The organism is Roseovarius amoyensis, from assembly GCF_003260265.1.
Lineage (GTDB): Bacteria > Pseudomonadota > Alphaproteobacteria > Rhodobacterales > Rhodobacteraceae > Roseovarius > Roseovarius amoyensis.
The window spans coordinates 40,132-63,967 of sequence record NZ_QITQ01000007.1 but is presented as its reverse complement, the minus strand read 5'-3'; the positions used below and the strand labels follow the sequence as shown (position 1 = coordinate 63,967).

20 protein-coding genes and 1 tRNA gene are annotated in these 23,836 nt (G+C 65.6%); 10 read left to right on the top strand and 11 right to left on the bottom strand.

Translation table 11 applies throughout. The features are described 5' to 3' along the window. Positions 1–79 precede the first annotated feature (79 nt). The 5 genes from DL899_RS08175 to DL899_RS08155 all read right to left on the bottom strand — a co-directional run bounded on the left by DL899_RS08175 (position 80) and on the right by DL899_RS08155 (position 4,850). Positions 80–154 (bottom strand) — tRNA-Glu (locus DL899_RS08175). A gap of 136 nt (positions 155–290) precedes the next feature. Continuing rightward, the gene (recJ, locus tag DL899_RS08170; RefSeq protein ID WP_111733706.1) at positions 291–2,036 is read right to left on the bottom strand and encodes a single-stranded-DNA-specific exonuclease RecJ; all 1,746 of its coding nucleotides are present in this window, start codon (positions 2,034–2,036) and stop codon (positions 291–293) included. After that, entirely contained in the window at positions 2,033–2,998 is a 966-nt protein-coding gene (glpX, locus tag DL899_RS08165) for a class II fructose-bisphosphatase (RefSeq protein ID WP_111733704.1), read from the bottom strand. The genes recJ and glpX overlap by 4 nt, the downstream gene beginning before the upstream one ends. 102 nt (positions 2,999–3,100) lie before the next feature. Beyond that, positions 3,101–4,387, bottom strand: coding sequence for a homoserine dehydrogenase (locus DL899_RS08160; RefSeq protein WP_111733702.1), 1,287 nt, complete (start codon positions 4,385–4,387; stop codon positions 3,101–3,103). Between the two features lie 127 nt (positions 4,388–4,514). Then, positions 4,515–4,850, bottom strand: coding sequence for a hypothetical protein (locus tag DL899_RS08155; RefSeq protein ID WP_111733700.1), 336 nt, complete (start codon positions 4,848–4,850; stop codon positions 4,515–4,517). A 101-nt stretch (positions 4,851–4,951) separates the two neighbouring features. On the opposite strand from DL899_RS08155, the gene DL899_RS08150 reads away from it, so the two are divergent. Continuing rightward, the gene (locus DL899_RS08150) at positions 4,952–5,539 is read left to right on the top strand and encodes a TetR/AcrR family transcriptional regulator (RefSeq protein WP_111733698.1); all 588 of its coding nucleotides are present in this window, start codon (positions 4,952–4,954) and stop codon (positions 5,537–5,539) included. Between the two features lie 95 nt (positions 5,540–5,634). Further along, on the top strand, positions 5,635–6,135 hold the full coding sequence (locus tag DL899_RS08145; protein WP_111733695.1) for a hypothetical protein: 501 nt from the start codon (positions 5,635–5,637) through the stop codon (positions 6,133–6,135). Here the strand turns inward: DL899_RS08145 and DL899_RS08140 are convergent. From DL899_RS08140 to DL899_RS08130, 3 genes are read right to left on the bottom strand one after another with little or no spacing between them, the layout of a single operon-like run. Next, positions 6,130–6,699, bottom strand: coding sequence for a TadE/TadG family type IV pilus assembly protein (locus DL899_RS08140; protein ID WP_111733693.1), 570 nt, complete (start codon positions 6,697–6,699; stop codon positions 6,130–6,132). The two genes, DL899_RS08145 and DL899_RS08140, sit on opposite strands and share 6 nt — an antisense overlap. A 1-nt stretch (position 6,700) precedes the next feature. Then, complete coding sequence (locus DL899_RS08135) at positions 6,701–7,237, bottom strand: TadE/TadG family type IV pilus assembly protein (RefSeq protein ID WP_111733691.1); 537 nt, start codon at positions 7,235–7,237, stop codon at positions 6,701–6,703. Beyond that, positions 7,234–8,925: a TadE/TadG family type IV pilus assembly protein gene (locus DL899_RS08130; protein WP_111733690.1), complete on the bottom strand. Its 1,692-nt coding sequence runs from the start codon at positions 8,923–8,925 to the stop codon at positions 7,234–7,236. Before DL899_RS08130 ends, DL899_RS08135 begins: the two co-directional genes overlap by 4 nt. A gap of 390 nt (positions 8,926–9,315) precedes the next feature. Here DL899_RS08130 and DL899_RS08125 point away from each other — a divergent pair, with 390 nt between their 5' ends. The 8 genes from DL899_RS08125 to rpoD all read left to right on the top strand — a co-directional run bounded on the left by DL899_RS08125 (position 9,316) and on the right by rpoD (position 20,470). Continuing rightward, a complete protein-coding gene (locus DL899_RS08125; RefSeq protein WP_111733688.1) occupies positions 9,316–10,749 on the top strand; it encodes a Glu/Leu/Phe/Val family dehydrogenase in 1,434 nt (477 codons plus the stop codon). Positions 10,750–10,884: 135 nt separating this feature from the next. Further along, entirely contained in the window at positions 10,885–12,138 is a 1,254-nt protein-coding gene (locus DL899_RS08120) for a sarcosine oxidase subunit beta family protein (RefSeq protein ID WP_111733686.1), read from the top strand. 72 nt (positions 12,139–12,210) lie between these two features. Next, complete coding sequence (locus tag DL899_RS08115) at positions 12,211–12,483, top strand: sarcosine oxidase subunit delta (protein WP_111733684.1); 273 nt, start codon at positions 12,211–12,213, stop codon at positions 12,481–12,483. Further along, positions 12,480–15,410, top strand: a complete 2,931-nt coding sequence (locus DL899_RS08110) for a sarcosine oxidase subunit alpha family protein (protein ID WP_111733682.1) — start codon at positions 12,480–12,482, stop codon at positions 15,408–15,410. Before DL899_RS08115 ends, DL899_RS08110 begins: the two co-directional genes overlap by 4 nt. Further along, positions 15,403–15,978 (top strand): sarcosine oxidase subunit gamma, encoded by a 576-nt coding sequence (locus DL899_RS08105; protein ID WP_111733680.1) that lies wholly within the window; start codon positions 15,403–15,405, stop codon positions 15,976–15,978. Before DL899_RS08110 ends, DL899_RS08105 begins: the two co-directional genes overlap by 8 nt. A gap of 12 nt (positions 15,979–15,990) precedes the next feature. Then, positions 15,991–16,335: a hypothetical protein gene (locus DL899_RS08100; protein WP_162685529.1), complete on the top strand. Its 345-nt coding sequence runs from the start codon at positions 15,991–15,993 to the stop codon at positions 16,333–16,335. Between the two features lie 39 nt (positions 16,336–16,374). Then, complete coding sequence (gene dnaG / locus DL899_RS08095) at positions 16,375–18,348, top strand: DNA primase (protein ID WP_111733676.1); 1,974 nt, start codon at positions 16,375–16,377, stop codon at positions 18,346–18,348. Positions 18,349–18,457: 109 nt separating this feature from the next. Continuing rightward, positions 18,458–20,470 carry an RNA polymerase sigma factor RpoD gene (rpoD, locus tag DL899_RS08090; protein ID WP_111733674.1) on the top strand — a complete coding sequence of 671 codons (2,013 nt, stop codon included), beginning with the start codon at positions 18,458–18,460 and terminating at the stop codon, positions 20,468–20,470. A 483-nt stretch (positions 20,471–20,953) separates the two neighbouring features. On the opposite strand, the gene DL899_RS08085 is transcribed toward rpoD, so the two are convergent. From DL899_RS08085 to DL899_RS08075, 3 genes are read right to left on the bottom strand one after another with little or no spacing between them, the layout of a single operon-like run. Next, entirely contained in the window at positions 20,954–22,117 is a 1,164-nt protein-coding gene (locus DL899_RS08085) for an acyl-CoA dehydrogenase family protein (protein ID WP_111733672.1), read from the bottom strand. Positions 22,118–22,120: 3 nt separating this feature from the next. Next, a complete protein-coding gene (locus DL899_RS08080) occupies positions 22,121–22,915 on the bottom strand; it encodes a citryl-CoA lyase (protein ID WP_111733670.1) in 795 nt (264 codons plus the stop codon). After that, positions 22,915–23,829 carry an SDR family NAD(P)-dependent oxidoreductase gene (locus DL899_RS08075; RefSeq protein ID WP_111733874.1) on the bottom strand — a complete coding sequence of 305 codons (915 nt, stop codon included), beginning with the start codon at positions 23,827–23,829 and terminating at the stop codon, positions 22,915–22,917. The genes DL899_RS08080 and DL899_RS08075 overlap by 1 nt, the downstream gene beginning before the upstream one ends. Between the last annotated feature and the right edge of the window lie 7 nt (positions 23,830–23,836).

Below are 23,836 nucleotides of genomic sequence, written 5' to 3'. Positions count from 1 at the left end.
CTTATGGGCCAACAGCTTGGCTGACAGGAGGGTGCCTTCAGCTATAAGGCCATGTAAAGTAATAGCAATTTAGATGAAGTGGCAGCCCGTAGGGGAGTCGAACCCCTCTTTCCAGGTTGAAAACCTGGCGTCCTAACCGATAGACGAACGGGCCATGCCGTGACGTGAGGCGGTTCCTATTAAAACGGGGGGCTCCGCGCAAGAGGCAAAATGCAGAATCTTGCGCCTGCGGCACGTGTCTTTGCAGGGCAACGGCGGGGCAGGGGGTATCAGGGGGCAGGGGTGCCCGATCAGCCGGCGGGTGCGGCGTCTTCGAGGCGCATCTGCACGGTGCTGCGCCCGCCCCAGCGGTTGATCTCCAGCCGCCCGGCCAGATGAAAACGCGCGCCGTCATGACGTTCCAGCGCCGGGCCGAGCGGGCCCTCGAACGCGCCGAAGGCGATGACGTCGATCTGTCCGCCTGACCCGTCTCCGACCCGCAGTTTCAGGTGGCTTTCCCCGACGCGCTTGGCGAACCGCAGCCCCATGTCGGCAAAGGCATAGCGCGGCGCGGGCGCCCCGGCGCCAAAGGGGCCGGCGGTGGCGATCTGTTCGATCAGCTCGGGCGTGGCCGCACCCGGCATCAGCAGCCCGTCCAGCGCCAGCACACGCGGCCCGGCCGCGCCCGCGCCCTGACGCGCCAGCAACTCCGACAGCCGCTCCATGGCGGCCTCCAGCCGCTCTCGCGCCACGGTCAGCCCGGCGGCCATCTTGTGCCCGCCGCCCTTGATCAGCAGCCCCTCGGCCGCCAGCCGCTGTATCGCGTGGCCAAGGTCGACGCCCGCCACCGACCGGCCAGAGCCCTTGCCCTCGTCCCCGTCCAGCCCGATCACCACGGCGGGGCGGTTCGTGACCTCCTTGAGGCGCGAGGCGACGATGCCGACGACGCCGGGATGCCAGCCTTCGCCCGCCGCCCAGACCAGCGGTGCGTCGAGGCCGCGCTCCTCGGCCTGGGCAAGGGCGGCGTCGCGCACTGCGCGCTCGATCTCCTGACGTTCGGCGTTGAGCTGGTGCAGCCGCTCGGCCAGCGCCTCGGCCTCGGCCCGGTCGGGGCAGGCCAGCAGGCGCGCGCCCAGGTCGGCCCGGCCGACCCGACCGCCGGCGTTGATCCGTGGCCCCAGGACAAAGCCCAGGTGATGCGCGTCGGGCGGCGCGTCCAGCCTGGCGATATCGGCCAGCGCCGCCAGGCCGGGCCGGCCGCGCCGGGCCATGACCTGCAGCCCCGCGCGCACGAAGGCGCGGTTGACGCCCACCAGCGGCGCCACGTCCGCCACCGTCGCCAACGCCACCAGGTCGAGCAGCTCCATCAGGTCGGGGCCTTTCTGGCCCTTGGCGCGCAGTTGACGCCCGGCCTCGACCAGCATCAGGAACACCACCGCGGCGGCGCACAGGTGGCTCAGATCGCCGGTTTCGTCCTGTCGGTTGGGGTTCACCACCGCCACCGCGTCGGGCAGGGTGTCGCCGCCCAGGTGGTGGTCGAGGATGACGACATCGGCACCCTGCGCCGCCGCCACCGCCTCGTGGCTGAGCGTGCCGCAATCGACGCAGACAATCAGGTCATGATCAGCGGCAAGCTGCGCCATCGCCGGCGGGTTGGGGCCATAGCCCTCGTCGATGCGGTCGGGGATATAGAGCGTCGCCTTGCGCCCCATCTGGCGCAGCCAGTCGATCAGCAGCGCGGCCGAGGCGCCGCCATCGACATCGTAATCGGCAAAGATCGCGATGCGCCCGCTGCGCGCGACCTCGGACAGGAACCGTTCCGCCGCCGCCTGCATGTCCTTCAGCCGGTGCGGGTCTGGCATCAGGTCGCGCAGGCGCGGTTCCAGGTATGCGGCAGCCTCGGATGCCGGAATGCCCAGCCGCGCCAGGGTCTGGCAGATAGGGCGGGGTAGGGCGGCGGTCTGGGCGATGGTCTCGGCCAGGCGCTCTGCCTCTGCTCCGGGGCCTTGCCAGCGCCGCCCGGTCAGCGAGCATTCGACGCCGAGAAAGGCGCTCACGTCAGGGGGTGGCGGCAGCTCATCCGGCGGCGCTCGCCGGTCTTCGACCGCAGGAGCAGGGTTTCGGTCTCGATGAAGTCGCCGCGCGGGCGCAGCCCCGCCACCAGTGAGCCCTGGGTCACCCCGGTGGCGGCAAAGACGACGTCGGCGCGCACCATCTCGTTCAGCGAATAGACGCGGTCGAAATCGGTGATGCCGGCCTTTTCGGCGCGGCCCCTTTCATCGTCGTTGCGAAACAGCAGGCGGCCCCAGATCTGGCCGCCAAGCGCCTTGAGCGCACCGGCCGCAAGCACCCCCTCGGGGGCACCACCGGTGCCCATGTACATGTCGATGCCGGTGGTGTCGGGGTCAGAGCAGTGCATCACCCCGGCCACATCGCCATCCCCGATCAGATAGATCGCGGCGCCGGTGGCGCGCAGCTCGGTGATCATTTCCTGATGGCGGGGACGTTCGAGCACGCAAACCGTGATGTCCGAGGGCTGACAGCCCTTGGCTTTGGCCAGTGCCTCGACCCGTTGCGTGGGCGTCATGTCCAGGTTGACCACGTTCTCGGGATAGCCCGGCCCGATGGCGAGCTTGTCCATGTAGACATCCGGCGCGTGCAGCATGGTGCCGCGCGGCGCGACCGAGATCACCGTCAGCGAATTCGGCATCGCCTTGGCGGTGATGGTGGTGCCTTCGAGCGGATCAAGCGCGATATCGACCGCGGGGCCGTTTCCCGTGCCCACTTCCTCGCCGATATACAGCATCGGCGCCTCGTCGCGTTCGCCCTCGCCGATCACCACGGTGCCGGCAATGTCGAGCTTGCCCAGCTCAAGGCGCATGGCGTTCACCGCCGCCTGGTCGGCGGCCTTTTCGTTGCCTCGCCCGATCAGCGGGCGGCAGGCCAGCGCGGCGGCCTCTGTGACGCGGGCAAGCGCCAGCGAAAGCATGTCGTCGTTGAAATCCGTGGCGGCGGTCATGCGGAACTCCTTGCGCGAGAATGGCCCGGGCGGTCGGGCAACACCATTAGCGGCGGGCGGGACGCGGCACAAGCACCGCCCCCGGTCGCCGGGCGAATTCGGTCAGGCGGTTTCGATCCTCAGTGCGACGGGGGGCTGTGCGATCACGTCCAGCCCCGTCATCGCCGCCAGCGCCTCGTCCAGGGCGGCGCGGGTGGTGGAGTGGGTGACGATCAGCACCGGCGCGGTGCGGGCCTCGTGACGGGTCTGGCGCATCCGGTCGATCGAGATGCCGGCATCGCCCAGAACGGTGGCCACCTTGGCCAGGGCGCCCGGCTTGTCCTCGAGCGCCATGCGCAGGTAATAGGGCGCCGGCGCCGTCGTGCGCGCCGATGTGGCCTGTGTCAGATCCGCCGCCGGTACGCCAAAGACGGGCATGCGCGCGCCGCGGGCGATGTCGATGATGTCGCCCATCACCGCGCTGGCGGTCGGGCCTTCGCCGGCGCCGGGGCCACGCAGCACGATCTGTTCCACCTGGTCGCCTTCGAGCACCACCATGTTGGTGCCGCCCTCAAGCTGGCCCAGCGGGCTGTGCTTGGGCACCAGGCAGGGCGACATGCGCTGTTCCAGCCCGCGCCCGGTCATCTGCGCCACGCCCAGCAGCTTGATGCGATAGCCCAGGTGGTCGGCGTGGCGGATGTCGTCGATGGTGATGCGCTCGATCCCTTCCAGCGCGACGGCGCCAAAATTGACGCGGGTGCCGAAGGCGATCGCGGCCAGCAGCGCCAGCTTGTGCCCGGCGTCGATGCCACCCACGTCGAGGCTGGGGTCGGCCTCGAGATAGCCCAGCTTGCGGGCCTCTTCGAACACGTCTTCATAGGGCAGGCCGGCCGATTGCATCCGGGTGAGGATATAGTTGCAGGTGCCGTTCATCACCCCCATGACGCGGGTGATGTCGTTGCCCGCCAACCCCTCGGCCAGCGCCTTGATCACCGGGATGCCGCCGGCAACGGCCGCCTCGAAGCGCAGGGCGGCGCCGGCGGCCTCTGCCGCCTCGGCCAGCGCCTGGCCGTGATAGGCCAACATCGCCTTGTTGGCGGTGACGACGTGTTTGCCGGCTGCCAGCGCGGCCTCGGTCGCGGCCTTGGCGGGGCCGTCGCTGCCGCCCATCAGTTCGACCAGCACGTCCACATCGTCGCGGGTGGCCAGGGCGACGGGGTCGTCCTCCCACGCGTAGGCAGAGATGTTGACGCCGCGATCCTTGTCGCGGCTGCGGGCCGACACGGCCGTGATCGTCACCGGGCGGCCGGCGCGGTCGGCCAGCAGGTTGGCCTTTTGGCGGACGATCTTGACGACTCCGGCACCGACGGTGCCAAGCCCGGCGATGCCAAGGCGCAGGGGGGTGGTCATGGGCACGCTCCGATAGGATGGCGGACGGGGTTCTGCCGCCATGTACCCCCTCAGGCCGGGCTGTGCAACGCGGGTTTCGCGGCGGCTGGACGTGACGCGCCCACCGGGTTGGCCGGCGGTGGGGCGGTCAGATGTCCTGTTCTTCGATCTCGACGTCCTGGTTCAGCCGCTCGCGGGCGGCGGCGTCGATCACCGCCTCTCGGCGCAGGCGATCCGCGCGAGCCTGCAGCCGGGTGGCTCGGGCGTCGATCTCGGGCGCGGGGCCGGCATCGGCCACCAGCGTCGTCGCCCCCGGCGAGGGCGCGCGCGCATCCGCCGCCACCCGCAGGTCATCGACCGGCATCAGCGCGGGAAAGCCCGGATCCAGCGCGCCGGGGGTGACCGCCGTGTCAAGCTGCGGAAAGGAACTGCATCCCGCCACCACGGCAGCGGTGGCCAGTGCGGCAAGGGGGCGGATGGTCATCGGCGCTTTCTCCGTGTGCCACTGTCTCTCTCTTGCCACTTTCGGGTGGGGCGGGGCAAGTCGGGCATTGATTTGAACAACTGTTCAATTATTCTGCCGGTATGGCCAGAACACAAGGTTCCCATTCAGGTATCACCGGCCCGCGGGTGCGGCAAGCGGCGCTACAGCTTTTCGCCCGGCACGGCTATGCCGCTGTTTCCATGCGTCAAATCGCGGCCGAGGTCGGGGTGCAGGCGGGGGCGCTTTACAATTACACACCCGACAAGCAGACGCTGCTGTTCGATCTGATGAAAACCCACATGGATGAGCTGCTGGCCGCCTATGACGCGCTGCCCGACCGCGAGATGCCCTATCCCGCGCTCAAGGCGTTCACCCGATTCCATATACGCTTTCACGCCGAACGCCCCGAAGAGGTGTTCATCGCCTACATGGAGCTGCGCAGCCTGGAGCCCGAAAATTTCACCCGCATAGAAACGCTGCGCCGTGCATATGAACAGCGGCTCGAGGACATTCTGCGCAAAGGGGTCGAGCGCGGCATCCTTGCCGTCGCGGACCCGCGCATCGCGGCGATGGCGCTGATTGCCATGCTGAACGGGGTCAACACCTGGTATCGTGCCGGCGGGCGGCTGTCGCTGCCCGAGGTGCAGGACCTGTATTGGGAAATGGTCCGCAAGTCCGTGGCGGTGTGAGCGCCCGCCATTCCCGATCCACACGGTTTTGCCGATACCCTCTCGCGCCGGGCGCGCGTCCGGGCTAAGCCGCTGGTGCGAACGGGAGGGCAGACATGGCCGAGCATGATGACATACTGGCAGAGGTGCGGGCATCACCGATGCGCCGCGGGGTGGGGCTGTTGGTTATTTGGTGCCTGGGGGCGCTGCTGCTGTGGCTGGCGCTGACCCGTTCGCCCGCCAATGCCGGTTTTCAGGTGATGTTGATCGCCATCGGCCTGGGGGCGCTCTGGGTGGGTGAGATGCTGCGCCGGGCCACGACGCAGGCCATCGAGCTGACGCAAGAGGGACTGCGCACGAGCGACGGCGAGGTGATCGTGCCGTGGGACCAGATCGCCAGCGTCGACCGCGGCGCTTTTGCCTTCAAGCCGTCGAACGGTTTCATCCTGCGGCTCGTATCAAGGGCGCCGCTGCGCTGGCGGCCGGGGCTGTGGTGGCGATGGGGCCGGCGCGTGGGCGTCGGCGGGGTGACACCGAGCACCCAGACCAAGGCAATGGCCGACATCATCGGGCTGCGGCTGCAAAGCGACCGGGCAGCGCGTCAGGACAGCCTATGATCCGCAGGCTTCAAAGCAAATCTGCGGCGCAAACCGGATGCTGGTAAAGACGCGGGTTTCGATTTCGAACGCGTCGCTGAACACCAGATCAAAGAGCGAATCATAGGTCGATACCGCTTCGACCACGATCACGTCTTCTCCGTCCGCCATGATCGGCAGGCGGTCGTGATCGTCGGCGACGTCGTTGTCGTCCAGTTCGCCCATCGGCCCGGTGCCGCGAACCTTGGACCAGAAGACCTCGTATTCGTCGTCGCCGGCGTCGTAGCGGATGATGCTGACGCGCAACTGGTTGGTGCCGTCATCGTTGGTGATGATGTCGTATAGCGCCTTAGCGTTGTCCATGTAGGTATTGGTCACGGCGGCCTGCTCGCGCGAGATCATGTCGGCGATGGTATAGGTCGCCTTTTCACGCACACTCTTGTAGCGGTGTACCTCGAAGAATTCGAAGGTCGCCGCGACGGTCCAGAACAGCAGCGGCAGGGCGATCACCGATTCGACCATGAACGAGCCACGCTCGTCGTTGCGAAAGTCCCGCAGGCGGAGTTTGAGGTCATGCCAGAACATATCAGATCGGCTCCTGCACGAAGGCGGTCATCGAAACGATGGCCGACTGGCCGCTGGTGTCGGTTTCAAGTGCACTGCCAAGGGCTGCGTCGGGGAAAAGCGGGTCAAAGCGCAGACAGGCCCTGAGCAGCATCAACTGGTTCTGCTGGCCAGGAGTAAAGCCGCGCACCGGCTTGCTGGGCTCCGAGGCGTCGGTGCAGTCGACCGAATCGTCGAGCGAGTTGAACGCCCGCAGGTCGGCCGGCTGCATTTCAAGCCGCAGGTTCTGTTCGCAGTCGACCACCATCAGCGCGTTGTCGCAGATGATCTGCTTGATATCGTCATGCTCGGGCACGGTGCCGGTGCCCAGCCGGACTTCGCGCACGGCGATATCCAGCCCGCGTTCCAGCAGGGTGTGCCGCAGGGTCACGAAACCCAGCTCGATCGACATGATCATCAGCGCCAGGTAGAGCGGAAAGACGATCACGAACTCGACCGAGGCGTTGCCGTCTTCGTCACTCAGGAAGCGGCGCAGCCGGGGCATGGCCAGCCGGGTCATTGCGTCAGCCTCAGGTTCTGCACGTTCGAGGCGATCGAGTTGAACGCCGCGGCGATGTTTTCACCATTGGTCGGATAATAGTGGTTGGTCGATGATGCGCAGTTGCGCAGCTGGGTCTCGGCGTTGCCACCCGAAGAGATGGAATAGCCGATGGTATAGACGATCACGTTCCGGGCCTTGGTGGCCGAACAGATCGCCTGCATGCGCGCGTCCTTGGTCGAACCGTTTTCATATTCCGACCCGACGTAGTCGTTCCAGGCGTTCCAGTTACCGGTGATTTCGCTATAGTAGCGCGGCGACATCAGGCCCCAGGCCTGTTCCCAGCTCAGGCGGGTTTCGCTGATGAAACCATCCGATTCCTTGATGTCGTCATAGTCGTCGTCGTCGATCCAGTCGCGTTCCTCGATATCGTAATAGTCGTTCCCGTCCCGCAGATAATAGGCGGACACCTCTTCGCCGGTGGCCTCATAGACGCAGGTCCAGTCGTTGGTGTTACATTTGCTTTCGTTATACGAATACTGCAGCCCGCCTTTGCGGTGCTTCTTGTAGGCGTACTGGAACTCCATCTCCTGGTACTTCATCAGGTAGAGGTCGGAATTGGGGCCGCGGTATTCGCTGTTTGCGTCGAAATAGTACGACGTCGTGTTCTGGCCATCGGCCATCAGCACGATGATCTTCAGCGATTCAGGTTCAGTATATCCCGTCGGCAGATTGCTCAGCGAGGCATCGACCACGCCGGCGGTCTTGAGGTCTTCGAACACGTCCTCGAAATCGGGGTCGAGCATCGCCGCGCCCCATTTCATCCCAATATGGGCGGAGGTGTTGCCATCGGCGTCCAGTGCGTTGATGTGCGCGTGCAGGTCGGCCTCGTTCATCGAGAACGGCAGAATCTCTGCGCGCGACTCGGGATAGCAGGACCGCCAGTCTTCGTCGAGATCGTCGAAATCGCCGTAAAGCGCGGTGAAAATCTGCTGATCGACGGGGCTATCAGGGTCGATGCCGGCATCGTTGTAGTCGGATCCGCTGAACCGCAGGCAGGTGGAATAGTCGTGGGTCTCGTTCACCGTCAGCGCGTTGTAGATGTCTTCGCCGGGCGTGACCGTCCAGGCGAAGGGAACGACCGAAATCACCGTGTCGCCGGGGTCAGAGCCGTTGAGGATGGTGGTGACAAAACTCCTGGCCGCGCTCTGCAACTTGGTCAGCTTGGTGCCGGCCATCGAGCCCGAGACGTCAAGCACCAGCGATACCTCCAGCTTGGGCGTGCGCACCTCTGCCGCCGCGGCGCCCGCGGCGCCCAGCGTATCGACGCCCGACAGCTTCATCAGGTAGGTGTCGATGTTCATGCTGGCCTCGGCATAGACGCGGGTGTGGTTGAGCGAGGTCACGATATCGCCTTCGTCTTCGCCTTCGCCGTCGGTGTTGATCTCGTGCAGGTAACTCGCCATGTCGCTCTTTTCGAAATAGTCTTCGACGATCGCCTTGATCTCGGTCACCTCGGTGCCGACCGGCGCGCCGGCGCCCGCCAGCACGGCCGCATCCAGCGTCGCCTGCAGGCGGGTACGTTCCATCTCTTGTCGCATGGTGTCGATGCCCAGACCGGCCATCACCAGCATGAACATGAAGATGAAGAGCGTCAGGATGATACCCGAACCTTCTTCGTCACGGGCAAATCGGCCGAGCCGGGCCATGAAGGGCGCCGCATGTGGGGGCGCGTGAATTTCGGCCGCAGGCTGTATCGCCCCGGCCGAAACTGGATTTGCTTGCATCAGCCCCTCAACTAGCACTTTCATCTCAACTGACCTCGCTGACAATGCCGCGACACGCATCTGCTGTCGCTGGCTTAACGGGCTGCCAATGCCCGAAAAGATAGGCAAAATTGTGGCATTTTGTCGAATTGTCGCAGCTATTCAATGGCCTATGGGAAACGGTTTTTGGACATCCAGCCGATTGTTTCCTGTGCTGCGCCAGTGGGGGAAATTCGGTCCTTGGGACGCGCCCGGCTGGACAAAGCCGCCCAAGGGGGTAACGTGACCTTTGCCTGCCGTGTCGGGCGCACTTGTGCAAGGGAGGGATTTGATATGGCGACGCCCCGGAAAGAGCCTACGTTCCGCGAAAGCGTGGACCTGATGTTCAACCGCGCCGTGGCGCTGATGGACCTTCCGCCGGGGCTGGAGGAAAAGATCCGTGTCTGCAACGCCACCTACACGGTGCGCTTTGGCGTGCGTCTGCGCGGGCAGATACATACCTTTACCGGCTATCGCAGCGTGCATTCCGAACATATGGAGCCGGTCAAGGGCGGCATCCGCTACGGGATGGGCGTGAACCAGGACGAGGTCGAGGCGCTGGCGGCGCTGATGACCTATAAATGCGCGCTGGTCGATGCGCCCTTTGGCGGGTCCAAGGGCGGGCTGCGGATCGACCCGCGCGAGTGGGACGAATACGAGCTGGAAATGATCACCCGCCGTTTTGCCTATGAGCTGGCCAAGCGCGACCTGATCCATCCTTCGCAGAACGTGCCGGCCCCCGACATGGGCACCGGCGAGCGCGAGATGGCCTGGATCGCCGACCAGTACCGGCGGATGAACACCACCGACATCAACGCCCGCGCCTGCGTCACCGGCAAGCCGGTCAATGCTGGCGGCATCCAGGGCCGGACAGAGGCCACGGGCCGCGGCGTGCAGTACGCGCTGCAGGAGTTCTTTCGCCACCCCGAGGATGTAAAGAAAGCCGGGCTGTCCGGCGGGCTGGAAGGCAAGCGGGTGATCGTGCAGGGCCTGGGCAATGTTGGCTATCACGCCGCCAAGTTCCTGGCCGAAGAGGATGGCTGTATCATCACCGCCATCATCGAACACGATGGCGGGCTCTATGACGAAAAGGGTCTCAATGTCGAAGAGGTCCGCGCCTGGATCGCCAAGCATGGCGGTGTCGATGGCTACCCATCGGGGAAATACGTGCGTGAAGGCTCCAAATACCTGGAAGAGGCGTGCGACATCCTGATCCCCGCCGCGATGGAGGGGGTCATCAATCTGGGCAATGCCGAACGCATCAAGGCCTCGCTGATCATCGAGGCCGCCAACGGCCCCGTCACCGCCGGCGCTGATGAGATCCTGCGCGCCAAGGGCACCGTGATCATCCCTGACATGTTTGCCAACGCCGGCGGCGTTACGGTGTCGTATTTCGAATGGGTCAAGAACCTCAGCCATATCCGCTTTGGCCGAATGGGCCGGCGGCAGGAGGAAATGCGCCACCAGCTGATCGTGAATGAGCTGGAGCGCCTTGACCGTCACCTGGGCGATGCCTGGGTGATATCGCCCGATTTCAAGCGCAAGTATCTGCGCGGCGCGGGCGAGCTGGAGCTGGTGCGCTCTGGTCTCGACGACACCATGTGCGGCTCTTACCAGCAGATCCGCGAAGTCTGGCATGCGCGTCAGGACGTCGAGGACCTGCGCACCGCCGCCTACCTGGTGTCGATCGGCAAGGTCGCGGCAAGCTATCGTGCGTTGGGGCTTTGAGCGCCGTGTGCGCGCCTGCCGGCGACCGGGTCGCCGGCAGGCAGATATTTGTCGAAAACGTCTTGGCCGCGTTGGCGGGTGTTTGTTAAGCGATCTGGACAGACATGAACAGAGATTGGAGCCGGGGGAATAAAGATGCGCTTTTCGGGCCTGCGCGTCCTGCGCGAGGGGTTGACCGGCAACCGCGGCTGGCAGGCGCATTGGCGCGACGCCACGCCAAGGCCGGAATATGACGTCATCATCATCGGTGGAGGCGGGCACGGCCTTTCAACCGCGTATTACTTGGCAAAGAACCATGGCCTGACCAACGTCGCGGTGCTGGAAAAGGGCTGGATCGGTGGCGGCAATGTCGGGCGCAACACCACCATCGTGCGCGCCAACTATTTCCTGCCCGGCAATTCCGAATTCTACAGCCATTCCCTGAAGCTGTGGGAAGGGCTTGAGGCCGATCTGAACTACAACGTGATGCACTCGCAGCGTGGGCAGATCAGCCTCTTTCATTCCGATGCCCAGCGCGACGCCGCCGTTCGGCGCGGCAACGCCATGCGCAACCAGGGTGACGACGCCATCTTGCTGGACCGCGAGGGCGTGCGCCGGCATCTGCCCTATCTCGATTTCGACAATGCGCGCTTTCCGATCTATGGCGGGCTTTTGCAGCCGCGGGCCGGCACCGCCCGGCACGATGCCGTCGCCTGGGGCTATGCCCGCGGCGCCAGCGAACGCGGCGTCGACATCATCCAGAATTGCGAGGTCACCGGCATCGATATCGACCGGGGCAAGGTCACCGGCGTGCAGACGACACGCGGCGCGATCAAGGCCGGAAAGGTGGCAATCGTGGTCGCGGGCCGCTCCAGCCAGGTGGCGGCGATGGCGGGGATGCGCCTGCCGATCGAAAGCCACGTGCTGCAGGCCTTCGTCACCGAGGGGCTGAAACCCTGCATCAACCATGTCGTCAGCTTTGGCATGGGGCATTTCTATATCAGCCAGTCCGACAAGGGCGGGCTGGTCTTTGGCGGCGACCTGGATTTCCATGCCTCCTATGCCGCGCGCGGCAACCTGCCCATGGTCGAACACGTGATGGAGGCGGGCATGGCGCTGATGCCGATGATCGGCAATGCGCGGGTGCTGCGCAGCTGGGGCGGGATCATGGACATGTCGCCGGACGGGTCGCCCGTCATCGACCGCACCCATATCGAGGGGCTCTATCTCAATTGCGGCTGGTGCTATGGCGGCTTCAAGGCGGTGCCGGGGTCGGGATGGTCGATGGCGCACCTGGTGGCGACCGGCGAGCCGCACAAGGCGGCGGCGCGGTACCGGCTCGACCGGTTCGAGACCGGGCGCGGGCTGATGGACGAGGAAGGCACCGGCGCGCAGCACAACCTGCACTGAGGCGCCGGCGGCAGAGGGCGGAACATTGGGTATTTTCGACCAGAAAGAAGCTGGAAAGGCAGGGCGCGCAAGATGAGGATCACCTGTCCGATCTGCGGGGAGCGCGACCGGCGCGAATTCTATTATGTTGGCGACGCGGTGGCGCTGGAGCGGCCTGATGCCGACGCGCCGCCCGAGGCATGGCACGGCTACATCCACCTGCGCGACAACCCCTGCGGGGTGACGCGCGACCTGTGGTATCACGAACAGGGTTGCGCGGCCTGGCTGGTGGTCACCCGCAACACCGCCACCCACGAGGTGCTGGGCGTGGCGCTGGCCTCTGACGAAAAGGGGGAGGCGCGATGAGGATTGGGGGCGAGGGGCCGATCGGTCGCGGCCGGCGCATCGGCTTTACCTTCGACGGGCGCGCCTATCAGGGGCTGGCGGGCGATACGCTGGCCTCGGCGCTGCTGGCCAACGGCGTGCGGGTGATGGGGCGGTCGTTCAAGTATCACCGCCCGCGCGGTGTGATGACGGCGGGCAGCGAGGAACCCAACGCCCTGGTGACAGTAGGGCGGGGCGGCCTGCAGGAGCCAAACCTGCGCGCCACCCAGCTGGAGCTGCACGAGGGGCTGGCCGCGCGCAGCCAGAACCGCTGGCCCAGCCTGACTTTCGATATCCTGGCGCTTAATGACCTGGCGTCGCCGTTCTTTGGCGCGGGGTTCTATTACAAGACCTTCATGTGGCCGCGTGCGTTCTGGGAACGGGTTTATGAACCCATGATCCGGCGCGCGGCGGGGTTGGGGGCGCTGTCGGGCGCGCCCAGTGATCTGCGCGTCGAAAAGGCATGGGCGCATTGCGACCTGTTGGTGATCGGGGCCGGGCCGGCGGGGCTGATGGCGGCGCTGACGGCGGCGCGCGCGGGCGCCGATGTGATCATTGCCGACGAGGACACCCGCCCGGGCGGGCGGCTGAACGCCGAGACGATCGAGGTCGACGGTGTGCCGGGCCGCGACTGGGCGGCAGAGATCACGGCGGAACTGTCGGGGATGGACAACGTGCGCGTGATGACCCGCACCACCGTCACCGGGGCCTATGACGGCGGCACCTATGGCGCGCTGGAACGGCTGGCGCCCGAGGTGGCTGCGCGCCCCGGCGCCCCGCGCGAATGTTTCTGGCGGATCGTGGCGCGGCGCGCGGTGCTGGCCGCCGGCGCACTGGAACGCCCCATCGCTTTTGCCAACAACGACCGGCCGGGCGTGATGATGGCCGGTGCGGTGCGGGCCTATGTCAACCGCTGGTGCGTCAGCCCGGGGCGCAGCGTGGCGGTCTTCGGCAACAACTCTGACGCGCACCGCACGGTGGCCGACCTGCTGGCCGCCGGGGTGCATGTCAGCGCGCTGATCGACGCGCGCCATGACGCCACCTGTTCGCTGGACGTGCCGTTCTATCCCGGCGCGCAGGTCAGCAACGCGCATGGGCGGTGTGGGCTGGAGGCGGTGAGCATCCTCACCCCGTCCGGCGAGGAAAAGATCGAGGCCGAATGCCTGGCCATGTCGGGAGGCTGGAACCCCAGCGTCCACCTGACCTGCCACATGAACGGCCGTCCTGACTGGCGCGAAGACATTGCCGCCTTCGTGCCGCGCCCGGGCGCGGTGCCGGGGCTAGTGGCGGCGGGGGTCGCGCGTGGCGATTTCTCGACCCGTGCCTGCCTGCAGGGCGGCGTGGCGGCAGCGCGCGAGGCGCTGACGGCGCTGGGCCGCACCGCGCCCGAGATCGACATTCCCGGCGCCGAGGACAGCCGCTATGACATAACGCCGATATGGTCGGTGCCGGGACGGGGGCGCGCTTGGCTGGATTTCCAGAACGACGTCACCGTCAAGGATGTCCGTCTGGCGGCGCAGGAAAACTTCCGCTCGGTCGAGCACATGAAGCGCTATACCACGCAGGGGATGGCGCCCGACCAGGGCAAGAATTCCAACGTCAACGCGCTGGCGGTGCTGGCGGATGCCACCGGACGCGCCATTGCCGAGACCGGCACTACCACCTTTCGCCCGCCCTATGTGCCGGTCAGCATCGCCGCGATGGGCGTGGGCGGGCGTGGCAAGGGGTTTGCGCCGCAGCGGCTGACCACCTCGCACGAGCTGAGCGTCGCGCGCGGTGCGCCGATGATCGAAGCGGGGCTCTGGTACCGGCCCAGCTATTTCCCGGCGCCGGGCGAAAGCCACTGGCGGCAGTCCTGCGACCGCGAGGTGCTGATGGTGCGCAACGCGGTCGGGGTGACGGATGTCTCGACCTTGGGCAAGATCGACATACAGGGGCCTGACGCGGCGGCGCTGCTCGACCTTGTCTATGCCAACACCTTTTCGACGCTCAAGCCGGGGCGGGTGCGCTATGGGCTGATGCTGCGCGAGGATGGCCATGTCATGGATGACGGCACCACCGCGCGATTGGGCGAAAACCAGTACCTGATGACCACCACCACCGCCGCCGCCGGGCTGGTGATGCGGCATCTGGAATTCGTGCACCAGTGCCTGCGCCCCGACTGGGACGTGCGGATGGTGTCGGTCACGGAAAACTGGGCGCAGTTCGCCATCGCCGGGCCGAAATCGGCAGAGCTGCTGAACGGGCTGCTGGATGCGCCGGTGGCGGATGCGGACTGGCCCTTCATGTCATGCGGGCCGGTCAGCGTCGGCGGGGTCGGGGCGCGGCTGTTCCGCATCTCGTTCTCGGGCGAGCGGGGGTACGAACTGGCGGTGCCCGCGCGCTATGGCGAGGCGCTGTTCAGGGAACTGGTGGCGCGGGCCGAGCCGCTGGGCGGCGGGCCCTACGGGATGGAGGCGCTCAACGTGCTGCGCATCGAGAAGGGCTTTATCACCCACGCCGAAATTCACGGTCGCACAACCGCGTTCGACATCGGCATGGGCGGCATGGTGAGCAAGGCCAAGGATTGTATCGGCAAGGCCGCCGCCGCCCGCCCGGGCCTTTCGGGCGAAGAGCGCGAGCAACTGGTCGGGCTCAAACCCGTGGGCACGGTCAAGATGCTGGTCCCCGGCGCGCATCTGTTCGAAGAGGGGGCAGAGGCCGTCAGCGACAACAGTCAGGGCTATATCACCTCGGCGGCGTTCTCGCCCACGCTGGGGCATTTTCTGGGGCTGGGGTTCCTCAGAAACGGGCGGGCCCGGCACGGGCAGCGGGTCAGGATGGTCGATCACCTGAAGGGGGTGGTGGCGATCTGCGAGGTGCAGGACCCGGTGCAGTATGACAGGGACGGAGGGCGGATGCGTGGTTGAGCTTGCCCCGAAATCCCCGCTGGCGGGGCTGGTGCCGGTCACCGTGGGCCGGATGACGCTGACCGAGGTCGACCTTGGCCGGCTGACCTCGGTCGCGCCCTATCGGGGGCGGGACGAGGGGTTGTCAGAGGCGCTGAAGGCCGCGCATGGCATCGCCGCGCCGGAGCCGGGCCGGGTGACGGGGCGCGTGGCCGCGCGCGCCAGTGGGCGTGACGAGGCTTGCGCGATCTGGTTCGGCCAGCGGATGTTCCTGCTGGCCGGGGCCGATCCCGACCCGGCGCTGGCGCAATATGCCGCGCTGAGCGATCAGAGCGATGGCTGGGCCTGCGCGCGCATCCAGGGGCGGGGCGCGACACAGGTGCTGGCGCGGCTGACGCCCATCGACCTGCGCCCCGCCGCTTTTCGTCGCGGGCATACCGCGCGCACCGAGCTGCAGCATATGGCGGCATCCATCACCCGGCTGGGCGAGGATGATTACCTGATCCTGGTCTTTCGCGCGCTCGCCGGAACGCTGGTGCAGGACGTGCGTCAGGCCATGCAGGGGGTTGCGGCACGCGGCGGCGGCTGACAGGCTGGCGGCATGGCAAGAAGGTTCGAAATCGGGATGAGGCAGCTTTGTTTCGCGCTGTGCATCGGGCTTGGCGCCGGGGGCATGGCCCCGCCGGCGGCGGCGCAGGGACTGGATGCCGAAAGCTGTCGCGCCACGCGGGCAATCGTTTCGGCCGCCATCAAGGGGCGCAAGGCGGGTGCGACGCCCCAGGCCATCGGTGCGCGGCTGGGGTCGGACGAGGGGGGCGTCGATGCGCGCTATCGCCCGACGGTGCCGCCGCTGGTCGATCTGGTCTACAAGCTGGATCCGTCCCTGTTGTCCGAGGCGACGGCGGATCAATTTGAATCCATCTGCCTGTCCCGCCAGGGGGAGTGAGCCCTTGGCGCGGGGCGGGCTTTGCCCCATATTCAGGGCATGAGTCTGCCCCCGGGTTTCCTTGACGAACTGAGAACACGCACTTCGCTGGCGCAGGTCGTCGGGCGCAAGGTCATGTGGGACATGCGCAAGTCGAACCAGGGTCGGGGCGACATGTGGGCGCCGTGCCCGTTCCACCAGGAAAAGACCGCCAGCTTTCACGTCGATGACCGCAAGGGCTATTACTATTGCTTCGGCTGCCATGCCAAGGGCGACGCCATCAGCTTTGTGCGCGAGACCGAGAACGTCGATTTCATCGAGGCGGTGCGCATCCTTGCCGGCGAGGCCGGGATGACCATGCCCGAACGCGACCCGCAGGCGCAGGAAAAGTCTGATCGCCGGTCCGAGCTGTTCGAGGTGATGGAAATGGCGGTGCGTCATTTCCGCATGGGGCTGCAGACCGGCGCTGGGGCAGGGGCGCGCGAATATCTGGCGGGGCGGGGCATCGACGACGAGACCCGCGACCGGTTCGAGTTGGGCTTTGCCCCCGACAGTTGGCAAGGGCTGTGGGATTACCTGACAGGCCGCGGGGTGGATGCGCAGAAGATCCTTGATTGCGGGCTGGCGCGGCCATCGCGCAAGGGCGGCAACCCCTATGACACCTTCCGCAATCGCATCATCTTTCCCATCCGCGACGCGCGCGGGCGCTGCATCGCCTTTGGCGGTCGCGCGATGGACCCGGATGACAGCGCCAAGTACCTGAACTCGCCCGATACCGAGCTTTTCGACAAGTCACGCACGCTTTACAACATCGCGCCTGCGCGCGAGGCCGCAGGCAAGGGCGCGCCGCTGATTGTGGCCGAGGGGTACATGGACGTGATCGCCCTTGCGCAGGCGGGATTTGGTGCAGCGGTGGCGCCGCTGGGCACGGCGGTGACGGAAGAGCAGCTTCAGATGCTATGGCGCATGGCCGACGAGCCGGTGATCGCGCTGGATGGCGATAAAGCCGGGCTGCGCGCCGCGTGGCGGGTGATCGACCTGTCGCTGCCGCTGCTGGAGGCCGGCAAATCGCTGCGTTTCGCGCTGATGCCACAGGGGCTGGACCCTGACGACCTGTTGCGCCGGCAGGGGCCGAAGGCGTTGCAGGCGGTGCTGGACGCGGCGCTGCCGATGGTCGAGCTGCTGTGGCGGCGCGAAACCGAGGGGCGTAGTTTCGATAGTCCCGAACGGCGCGCCGCGCTGGACAAGGCGCTGAACGAGGCGGTCGCGCGCATCCGCGACCAATCGATCCGCTACCATTACGAGCAGGCGGTCAAGGACCTGCGCTGGAAGTTCTTCAATCCGCGGCGCGCCCGTTCGGGCGGCAAGGAAAAACGCGGCGGTGGCGCGCGCGGGCAACAGCCTGCATGGGCGTCCGGGGCACCGACGCGGAATGAATCCAAGGCATCCCTGCTGGCGGCCGCCGGTGACGAGGTTCAGATCGAGCTGCGCGAGGCGGTGGTGCTCGCCACGCTGATCCTGACGCCGTCGCTGGCCGATGAATTCGAGGCCCGGCTTGAACGGCTGCCCTGCACCGCGCCCGATCACGCCCGGCTGCGCAGCCTGATCCTGCATCATGGTGCCGAGGGGGCGGAGGCGCTGCGCGCGCGGATTGGGCAGGAACTGGGCGCGGATGCCGTTGACAGGCTGTGCGCGCGACCCCATGTCAGCCAGAGCCCCGGCGTGCGCCGCCCGGGAGATGAGGCTGTAGCGCGCCAGACGATCACCGCCGCGCTGAACTGGATCGACGCCGAAAACGGGTTGAGGGCCGAAGTGGCAGAGGCCGAACAGGATATTGTCGGCCTCTCGGACGAGAGCGTCACCTACCGGCTGAGCGAGGCCGCGCGCCTGCGGCGCAACGCCTCGCAGGTTTTCAGCGAGGATCAGGCCGAATACGAGGTTGCCGACAACGGGGTGCGGCTGGATGCCGACGAGAGACGCGATGCCCGCGCGCTTTTCGATTCGCTGTTGGAATCAGACAGCCCTAAAAAGTGACAATAGAGTACGATTCGCTAAAGAAATCCGTGGCAAGGGTGTGCGAATCAGAAGATCGCGCTAATGATTCGCTCCAAACCGAATCACCGCCACCGTTCAGGAGACGTGCATGGCCGCCAAGGACACAGAAGAGCAGAAGCCCGAAGAGCAGGAATCCGAGATTTCCCTCGACATGAGCCAGGCGGCGGTCAAGAAGATGATCGCCGAGGCCCGTGAACGCGGCTTCATCACCTACGACCAGCTCAACCGCGTTCTGCCGCCCGACCAGGTGAATTCCGAGCAGATCGAGGACGTGATGTCGATGCTGTCCGAGATGGGCATCAACATCATCGAGGAAGAAGAAGCCGAGGAAGAGGAACAGCGCGTCACCGCCGTGGCCGAGATCGGCCGCAAGGGCGAGCTGACGCTGGGCTCCGGCAAGGATGAAAAGCTGGACCGCACCGATGACCCGGTGCGCATGTACCTGCGCGAAATGGGGTCTGTCGAACTGCTCAGCCGCGAGGGCGAGATTGCCATCGCCAAGCGCATCGAGGCCGGCCGCAACACCATGATCGCGGGCCTGTGCGAAAGCCCGCTGACATTCCAGGCGATCACGATCTGGCGGGACGAATTGCTGAGCGAGGACATTCTGCTGCGCGATGTCATCGACCTGGAAACCACCTTTTCAGGCCAGATGGGCGACGCAGAGTCCGACGAAGAGCCCCTTGTCGGGGCGGCCAACCTGACCTCGGCCCCCGATGGCGGCGAGGGCGGCGACGGCACGGCGGCCAAACAGAAAACCGAGCCCGAGCTGGACGCCGACGGCAACCCCATCGCAAGCGAGGATGACGACGACGACGACGAACAGGCCAATATGAGCCTCGCCGCGATGGAGGCGGCGCTCAAGCCACGGGTTCTGGAAACGCTCGACGAGATCGCGGCTGATTACGAAAAGCTGTCCGAACTGCAGGACAGCCGCATCTCGGCGACGCTGAACGAGGACAGCAAGTTCTCGAACAAGCAGGAGGCGGTCTATCAAAAGCTGCGCTCCGAGATCGTCGAGCAGGTTAATTCGCTGCACCTCCACAACAACCGGATCGAGGCGCTGGTCGATCAGCTGTACGGCATCAACCGACGGATCATGCAGATCGATTCCGCGATGGTAAAGCTGGCCGACCAGGCCCGCATCAACCGCCGCGAGTTCATCGAGGAATACCGCGGCCGCGAACTGGACCCGACCTGGCTGGATGACATGGCCGCGAAGCCCGGGCGCGGCTGGCAGATGTTCATGGAACGCGCCCCCAAGCAGGTGGCCGAACTGCGTGCCGACATGGCACAGGTGGGGCAGTATGTCGGGCTGGACATTTCCGAATTCCGCCGCATCGTGAACCAGGTCCAGAAGGGCGAGAAAGAGGCCCGACAGGCCAAGAAGGAAATGGTCGAGGCCAACCTGCGGCTGGTGATCTCGATCGCCAAGAAATACACCAACCGCGGTCTGCAGTTCCTGGACCTCATCCAGGAGGGCAACATCGGCCTGATGAAGGCGGTGGACAAGTTCGAATACCGCCGCGGCTACAAGTTCTCGACTTATGCGACATGGTGGATCCGTCAGGCGATCACCCGCTCGATCGCCGACCAGGCGCGCACCATCCGCATCCCGGTGCACATGATCGAAACGATCAACAAGCTGGTGCGCACGGGCCGCCAGATGCTGCACGAGATCGGCCGCGAACCCACGCCCGAGGAACTGGCCGAAAAGCTGCAGATGCCGCTCGACAAGGTCCGCAAGGTGATGAAGATCGCCAAGGAGCCGATCAGCCTCGAGACCCCCATCGGCGACGAAGAGGACAGCCAGCTTGGCGATTTCATCGAGGACAAGAACGTCATCCTGCCGCTCGACAGCGCCATTCAGGACAACCTCAAGGAAACTACCACGCGGGTCCTGTCCAGTCTCACCCCGCGCGAGGAACGGGTGCTCAGGATGCGTTTCGGCATCGGCATGAACACCGATCACACGCTCGAGGAAGTGGGCCAGCAGTTCAGCGTGACGCGCGAACGTATCCGCCAGATCGAGGCCAAGGCGCTGCGCAAGCTCAAGCACCCCAGCCGCAGCCGCAAGCTGCGCAGTTTCCTGGATCAGTAACGGCGGGGCCGAACGGCGCGCCGCCCTGTGCGGCGCGCGACAGCAAGCCGGACCAGCACCGACGCTATTCTTTTCACGCCTGTTCGGTCGCTGCTTGCCGGCCAGGCCGGGGCCGCAAGCCCAGCCCAAGCATTAGCAGGGTTGCGACATCCACTCCGAACAGATCAGCGATGGCAGCCAGCGGCGCAGCGCCGCGGAGCGAAAAGAAGGTGGGCGACGAGGTGAAAACCCCCCGCATGATCCGGGCCGATCTGCGGGGCGACGCTGACACGACGGTTGCGGAATCGCTCAGAAAAGCCAGGTGTCTGAGGGCCGAGCAGGCCGTACCAACGCATCATGAGCAGACCGTCTTGAACCACGGGCCGCACGGAAGGGGGCTGATACGCCCCCGCCCGGCAACTGGGCGGTTTCAGGCGTCGCGGCCTGCGTCAGGTTTCGGTCCGTCCCAGCCAGGGCTCAAGCGCGTCGAGATATGTTCGTGCCTCAGAACGAACGCGGCATACCCAGGATGTGTTCGCCGACATAGGACAGGATCAGGTTGGTCGAGATCGGTGCCACCTGATACAGGCGGGACTCGCGGAACTTGCGCTCGACATCGTATTCGCGCGCGAAGCCAAAGCCGCCATGGGTCTGGATACAGGCATTCGCCGCTTCCCAACTGGCCTCGGAGGCGAGAAGCTTGGCCATATTCGCCTGCGCCCCGCAATCCTGCCCCGCATCATAGCGTTTGCAGGCCTCAAAGCGCATCAGGTTAGCGGCCTCCACATTCACGAATGCCTTTGCGATGGGAAACTGCACGCCCTGGTTCTGCCCGATGGGACGGTCGAAGACAATGCGCTCGCCGGCATAGGCGCGGGCCTTGTCCACGAACCAATAGCCGTCGCCGATACATTCCGCCGCAATCAGGGTCCGCTCTGCGTTCAGGCCGTCAAGGATATGATAAAAGCCGCGCCCCTCGGTGCCGATCAGGTTTTCGGCAGGGATTTCGAGGCTGTCAAAGAACACTTCGTTGGTCTCGTGGCCGGGCATGTTGGCGATGGGGCGGACCTCCATCCCATTGCCGATTGCCTCTTTCAGATCGACCATGAAGACCGACAGGCCCTGAGATTTCTTCTTGACCTCTTTCAGCGGCGTGGTGCGCGCCAGCAGGATCATAAGGTCAGAATGCTGGATACGGCTGATCCAGACCTTCTGACCGTTGATCACATAGCGGTCGCCTTTTCTGACCGCCGTGGTCTTGAGCTTGGTGGTGTCCGTCCCGGTCGTCGGTTCGGTCACGGCCATGGATTGCAGGCGCAACTCGCCGCTGGCGATGCCGGGCAGGTATTTCTGCTTTTGCTCGTCCGAGCCGTGCCGCAGAAGCGTGCCCATGTTGTACATTTGTCCGTGAAAGTGACCGGCATTGGCACCACAACGGTTCGCCTCTTCCATGATGATCGAGGCTTCGGTCAGGCCAAGGCCCGAGCCGCCGTATTCCTCGGGGATCATTGCTGCCAGCCAGCCTTCGCGGGTCAGCGCATCGACGAATTCCTCGGGATAGGCTCCGTCCTCGCCGTACTTGCGATGGTATTCCGGCGGGAACTGCGCGCAGAGCGCGCGCAGCGCGTCGCGCAGATCGTTATGGGTGTCAGGTGCCGAGGTTTGCATCGCTCAGTTCGCTCCGGGGCCCGAAGTTTCGAGGATCTCCTCTTCGGCGCGCTGCCACAGTTCATAAGAGATCGGGTTTTCGCTTTCCTCAAGGATATGACCGACCAGCCCGATGGCGCGTGCCATCACGCCGAAACCACGGACGATCTTCCACGGAAAGCCGAATTCGCAGCAGATCGCGCCAATGGCGCCGGTGGCGTTGATCGGCAGCATCTTGCCCGACTTCTCTTCGGCGACGGCCTGAATCTTCTGGATCAGCTCGATGTATTCCCCTGACTTGCCATTTTCGGCCGCGATCGCGAACAGGCGCGGGGCGCGCGGGTCAACCGGCTTGTGCACCGGATGGCCCAGGCCGGGCACGATGGCCTTTTTGGCGCGGAATTTCTCGACCGTTTCCAATGCGATGGCGTCCAGGTCGGCGCCGCTGCCCAGCTTGTCCTGTGGCAGCGCCTCGTAAAGCATCTTCGATGCGCCTTCCATCGAGCCGACAAACACCGTGCCCAGCCCGCACAGCCCGGCCGCGACGGCCGCCTGAAGCGATTCCGGCGCGCCCATATAGGTCATCCGCGCGGCCAGGGCCGAAGGCGTGATGCCATGTTCGACCAGGGTGATGATGATGGCGTTGAAGACGCGGCTTTCCTCTGGCGTGGCCGGGCGTCCGGTCAGCTGCAGAAAGGCGAAGTCGCCAAGGTTCATCTTGCCGAGCACCTCGTTCGGCAGGTCCAGCCCGCGCACACAGATTTTGTCGGGGGTGCTCCAACCGATGTTCGAGCTGATTTTTTCCTTGCGTTTGCCCATTAGACCGGATCCCACGAAAAGACGTCCGCCGAAACTTCGAGTGGAGTGAATTGCGACTTGAGCGCGGGAATGGCGCGCTCGGCGATTTCATCTGCGGTCCAGCCCTCGCCGGAATGAACGGAGCGCACCGGGCGGGGCTGGTTGAACAGAAAGATCTCATTGTTGCGCACGCCAAAGATCTGCCCGCTGACGCCCTCAGCCCGGTCAGACATCAGAAAACAGGCCATTGGTGCCACCTTGGCGGGTGTCATCTGCTTGAGTTTCTCGACCCGTGCCTTCTGTTCTGGCGTGTCGGTCTTGATCGACGAGATCATCCGGCTCCAGGCGAAAGGCGCGATGCAGTTGGAACGGACGTTCCAGCGTTTAAGGTCGAGCGCGACCGATTTCGAAAAGGCGGCGATGCCCAGCTTTGCGGCGGAATAGTTCGCCTGGGCAAAGTTGCCGATCAGCCCCGAGGTCGAGGTCATGTGCACCAGCGCGCCGCTTTCTTGTTCGCGGAAATAGTCGGCGGCGGCGCGGCTGGTGTTGAAGGCGCCATAAAGGTGGACCTTCACCACCGCGTCGAAATCCTCATAACTCATCTTGTGAAAGAAACCGTCGCGCAGGATACCGGCGTTGTTCACCACCGCGTCGATGCGGCCGAATTCCTTGACACCGGCCTCGATCATCGCGCGCGCGGCGTCGGGATCGGTGACGTTGCCACCATCGGCAATCGCATCGCCGCCAGCGGCCTTGATTTCCTCAACCACCTTTTGCGCCGCGGTTTCGGTCTGGCCGGTGCCTTTCAGCGACGCGCCCAGATCGTTGACCACCACGGCGGCGCCTTCGGACGCGGCCATCAGAGCGATATCGCGCCCGATCCCGCCACCCGCTCCGGTGACCAGAATTACTTTTCCATCAAGTGCTTTTGACATGTTCATT

What these genes read in the sequence shown, in the direction of transcription:
- glpX (WP_111733704.1), bottom strand. Translation starts at nt 2,998, where the DNA reads ATGACCGCCGCCACGGATTTCAACGACGACATGCTTTCGCTGGCGCTT.
- DL899_RS08160 (WP_111733702.1), bottom strand. Translation starts at nt 4,387, where the DNA reads ATGACCACCCCCCTGCGCCTTGGCATCGCCGGGCTTGGCACCGTCGGT.
- DL899_RS08155 (WP_111733700.1), bottom strand. Translation starts at nt 4,850, where the DNA reads ATGACCATCCGCCCCCTTGCCGCACTGGCCACCGCTGCCGTGGTGGCG.
- DL899_RS08150 (WP_111733698.1), top strand. Translation starts at nt 4,952, where the DNA reads ATGGCCAGAACACAAGGTTCCCATTCAGGTATCACCGGCCCGCGGGTG.
- DL899_RS08145 (WP_111733695.1), top strand. Translation starts at nt 5,635, where the DNA reads ATGGCCGAGCATGATGACATACTGGCAGAGGTGCGGGCATCACCGATG.
- DL899_RS08140 (WP_111733693.1), bottom strand. Translation starts at nt 6,699, where the DNA reads ATGTTCTGGCATGACCTCAAACTCCGCCTGCGGGACTTTCGCAACGAC.
- DL899_RS08135 (WP_111733691.1), bottom strand. Translation starts at nt 7,237, where the DNA reads ATGACCCGGCTGGCCATGCCCCGGCTGCGCCGCTTCCTGAGTGACGAA.
- DL899_RS08130 (WP_111733690.1), bottom strand. Translation starts at nt 8,925, where the DNA reads ATGGCCCGGCTCGGCCGATTTGCCCGTGACGAAGAAGGTTCGGGTATC.
- DL899_RS08125 (WP_111733688.1), top strand. Translation starts at nt 9,316, where the DNA reads ATGGCGACGCCCCGGAAAGAGCCTACGTTCCGCGAAAGCGTGGACCTG.
- DL899_RS08120 (WP_111733686.1), top strand. Translation starts at nt 10,885, where the DNA reads ATGCGCTTTTCGGGCCTGCGCGTCCTGCGCGAGGGGTTGACCGGCAAC.
- DL899_RS08115 (WP_111733684.1), top strand. Translation starts at nt 12,211, where the DNA reads ATGAGGATCACCTGTCCGATCTGCGGGGAGCGCGACCGGCGCGAATTC.
- DL899_RS08110 (WP_111733682.1), top strand. Translation starts at nt 12,480, where the DNA reads ATGAGGATTGGGGGCGAGGGGCCGATCGGTCGCGGCCGGCGCATCGGC.
- DL899_RS08100 (WP_162685529.1), top strand. Translation starts at nt 15,991, where the DNA reads ATGGCAAGAAGGTTCGAAATCGGGATGAGGCAGCTTTGTTTCGCGCTG.
- dnaG (WP_111733676.1), top strand. Translation starts at nt 16,375, where the DNA reads ATGAGTCTGCCCCCGGGTTTCCTTGACGAACTGAGAACACGCACTTCG.
- rpoD (WP_111733674.1), top strand. Translation starts at nt 18,458, where the DNA reads ATGGCCGCCAAGGACACAGAAGAGCAGAAGCCCGAAGAGCAGGAATCC.
- DL899_RS08085 (WP_111733672.1), bottom strand. Translation starts at nt 22,117, where the DNA reads ATGCAAACCTCGGCACCTGACACCCATAACGATCTGCGCGACGCGCTG.
- DL899_RS08080 (WP_111733670.1), bottom strand. Translation starts at nt 22,915, where the DNA reads ATGGGCAAACGCAAGGAAAAAATCAGCTCGAACATCGGTTGGAGCACC.
- DL899_RS08075 (WP_111733874.1), bottom strand. Translation starts at nt 23,829, where the DNA reads ATGTCAAAAGCACTTGATGGAAAAGTAATTCTGGTCACCGGAGCGGGT.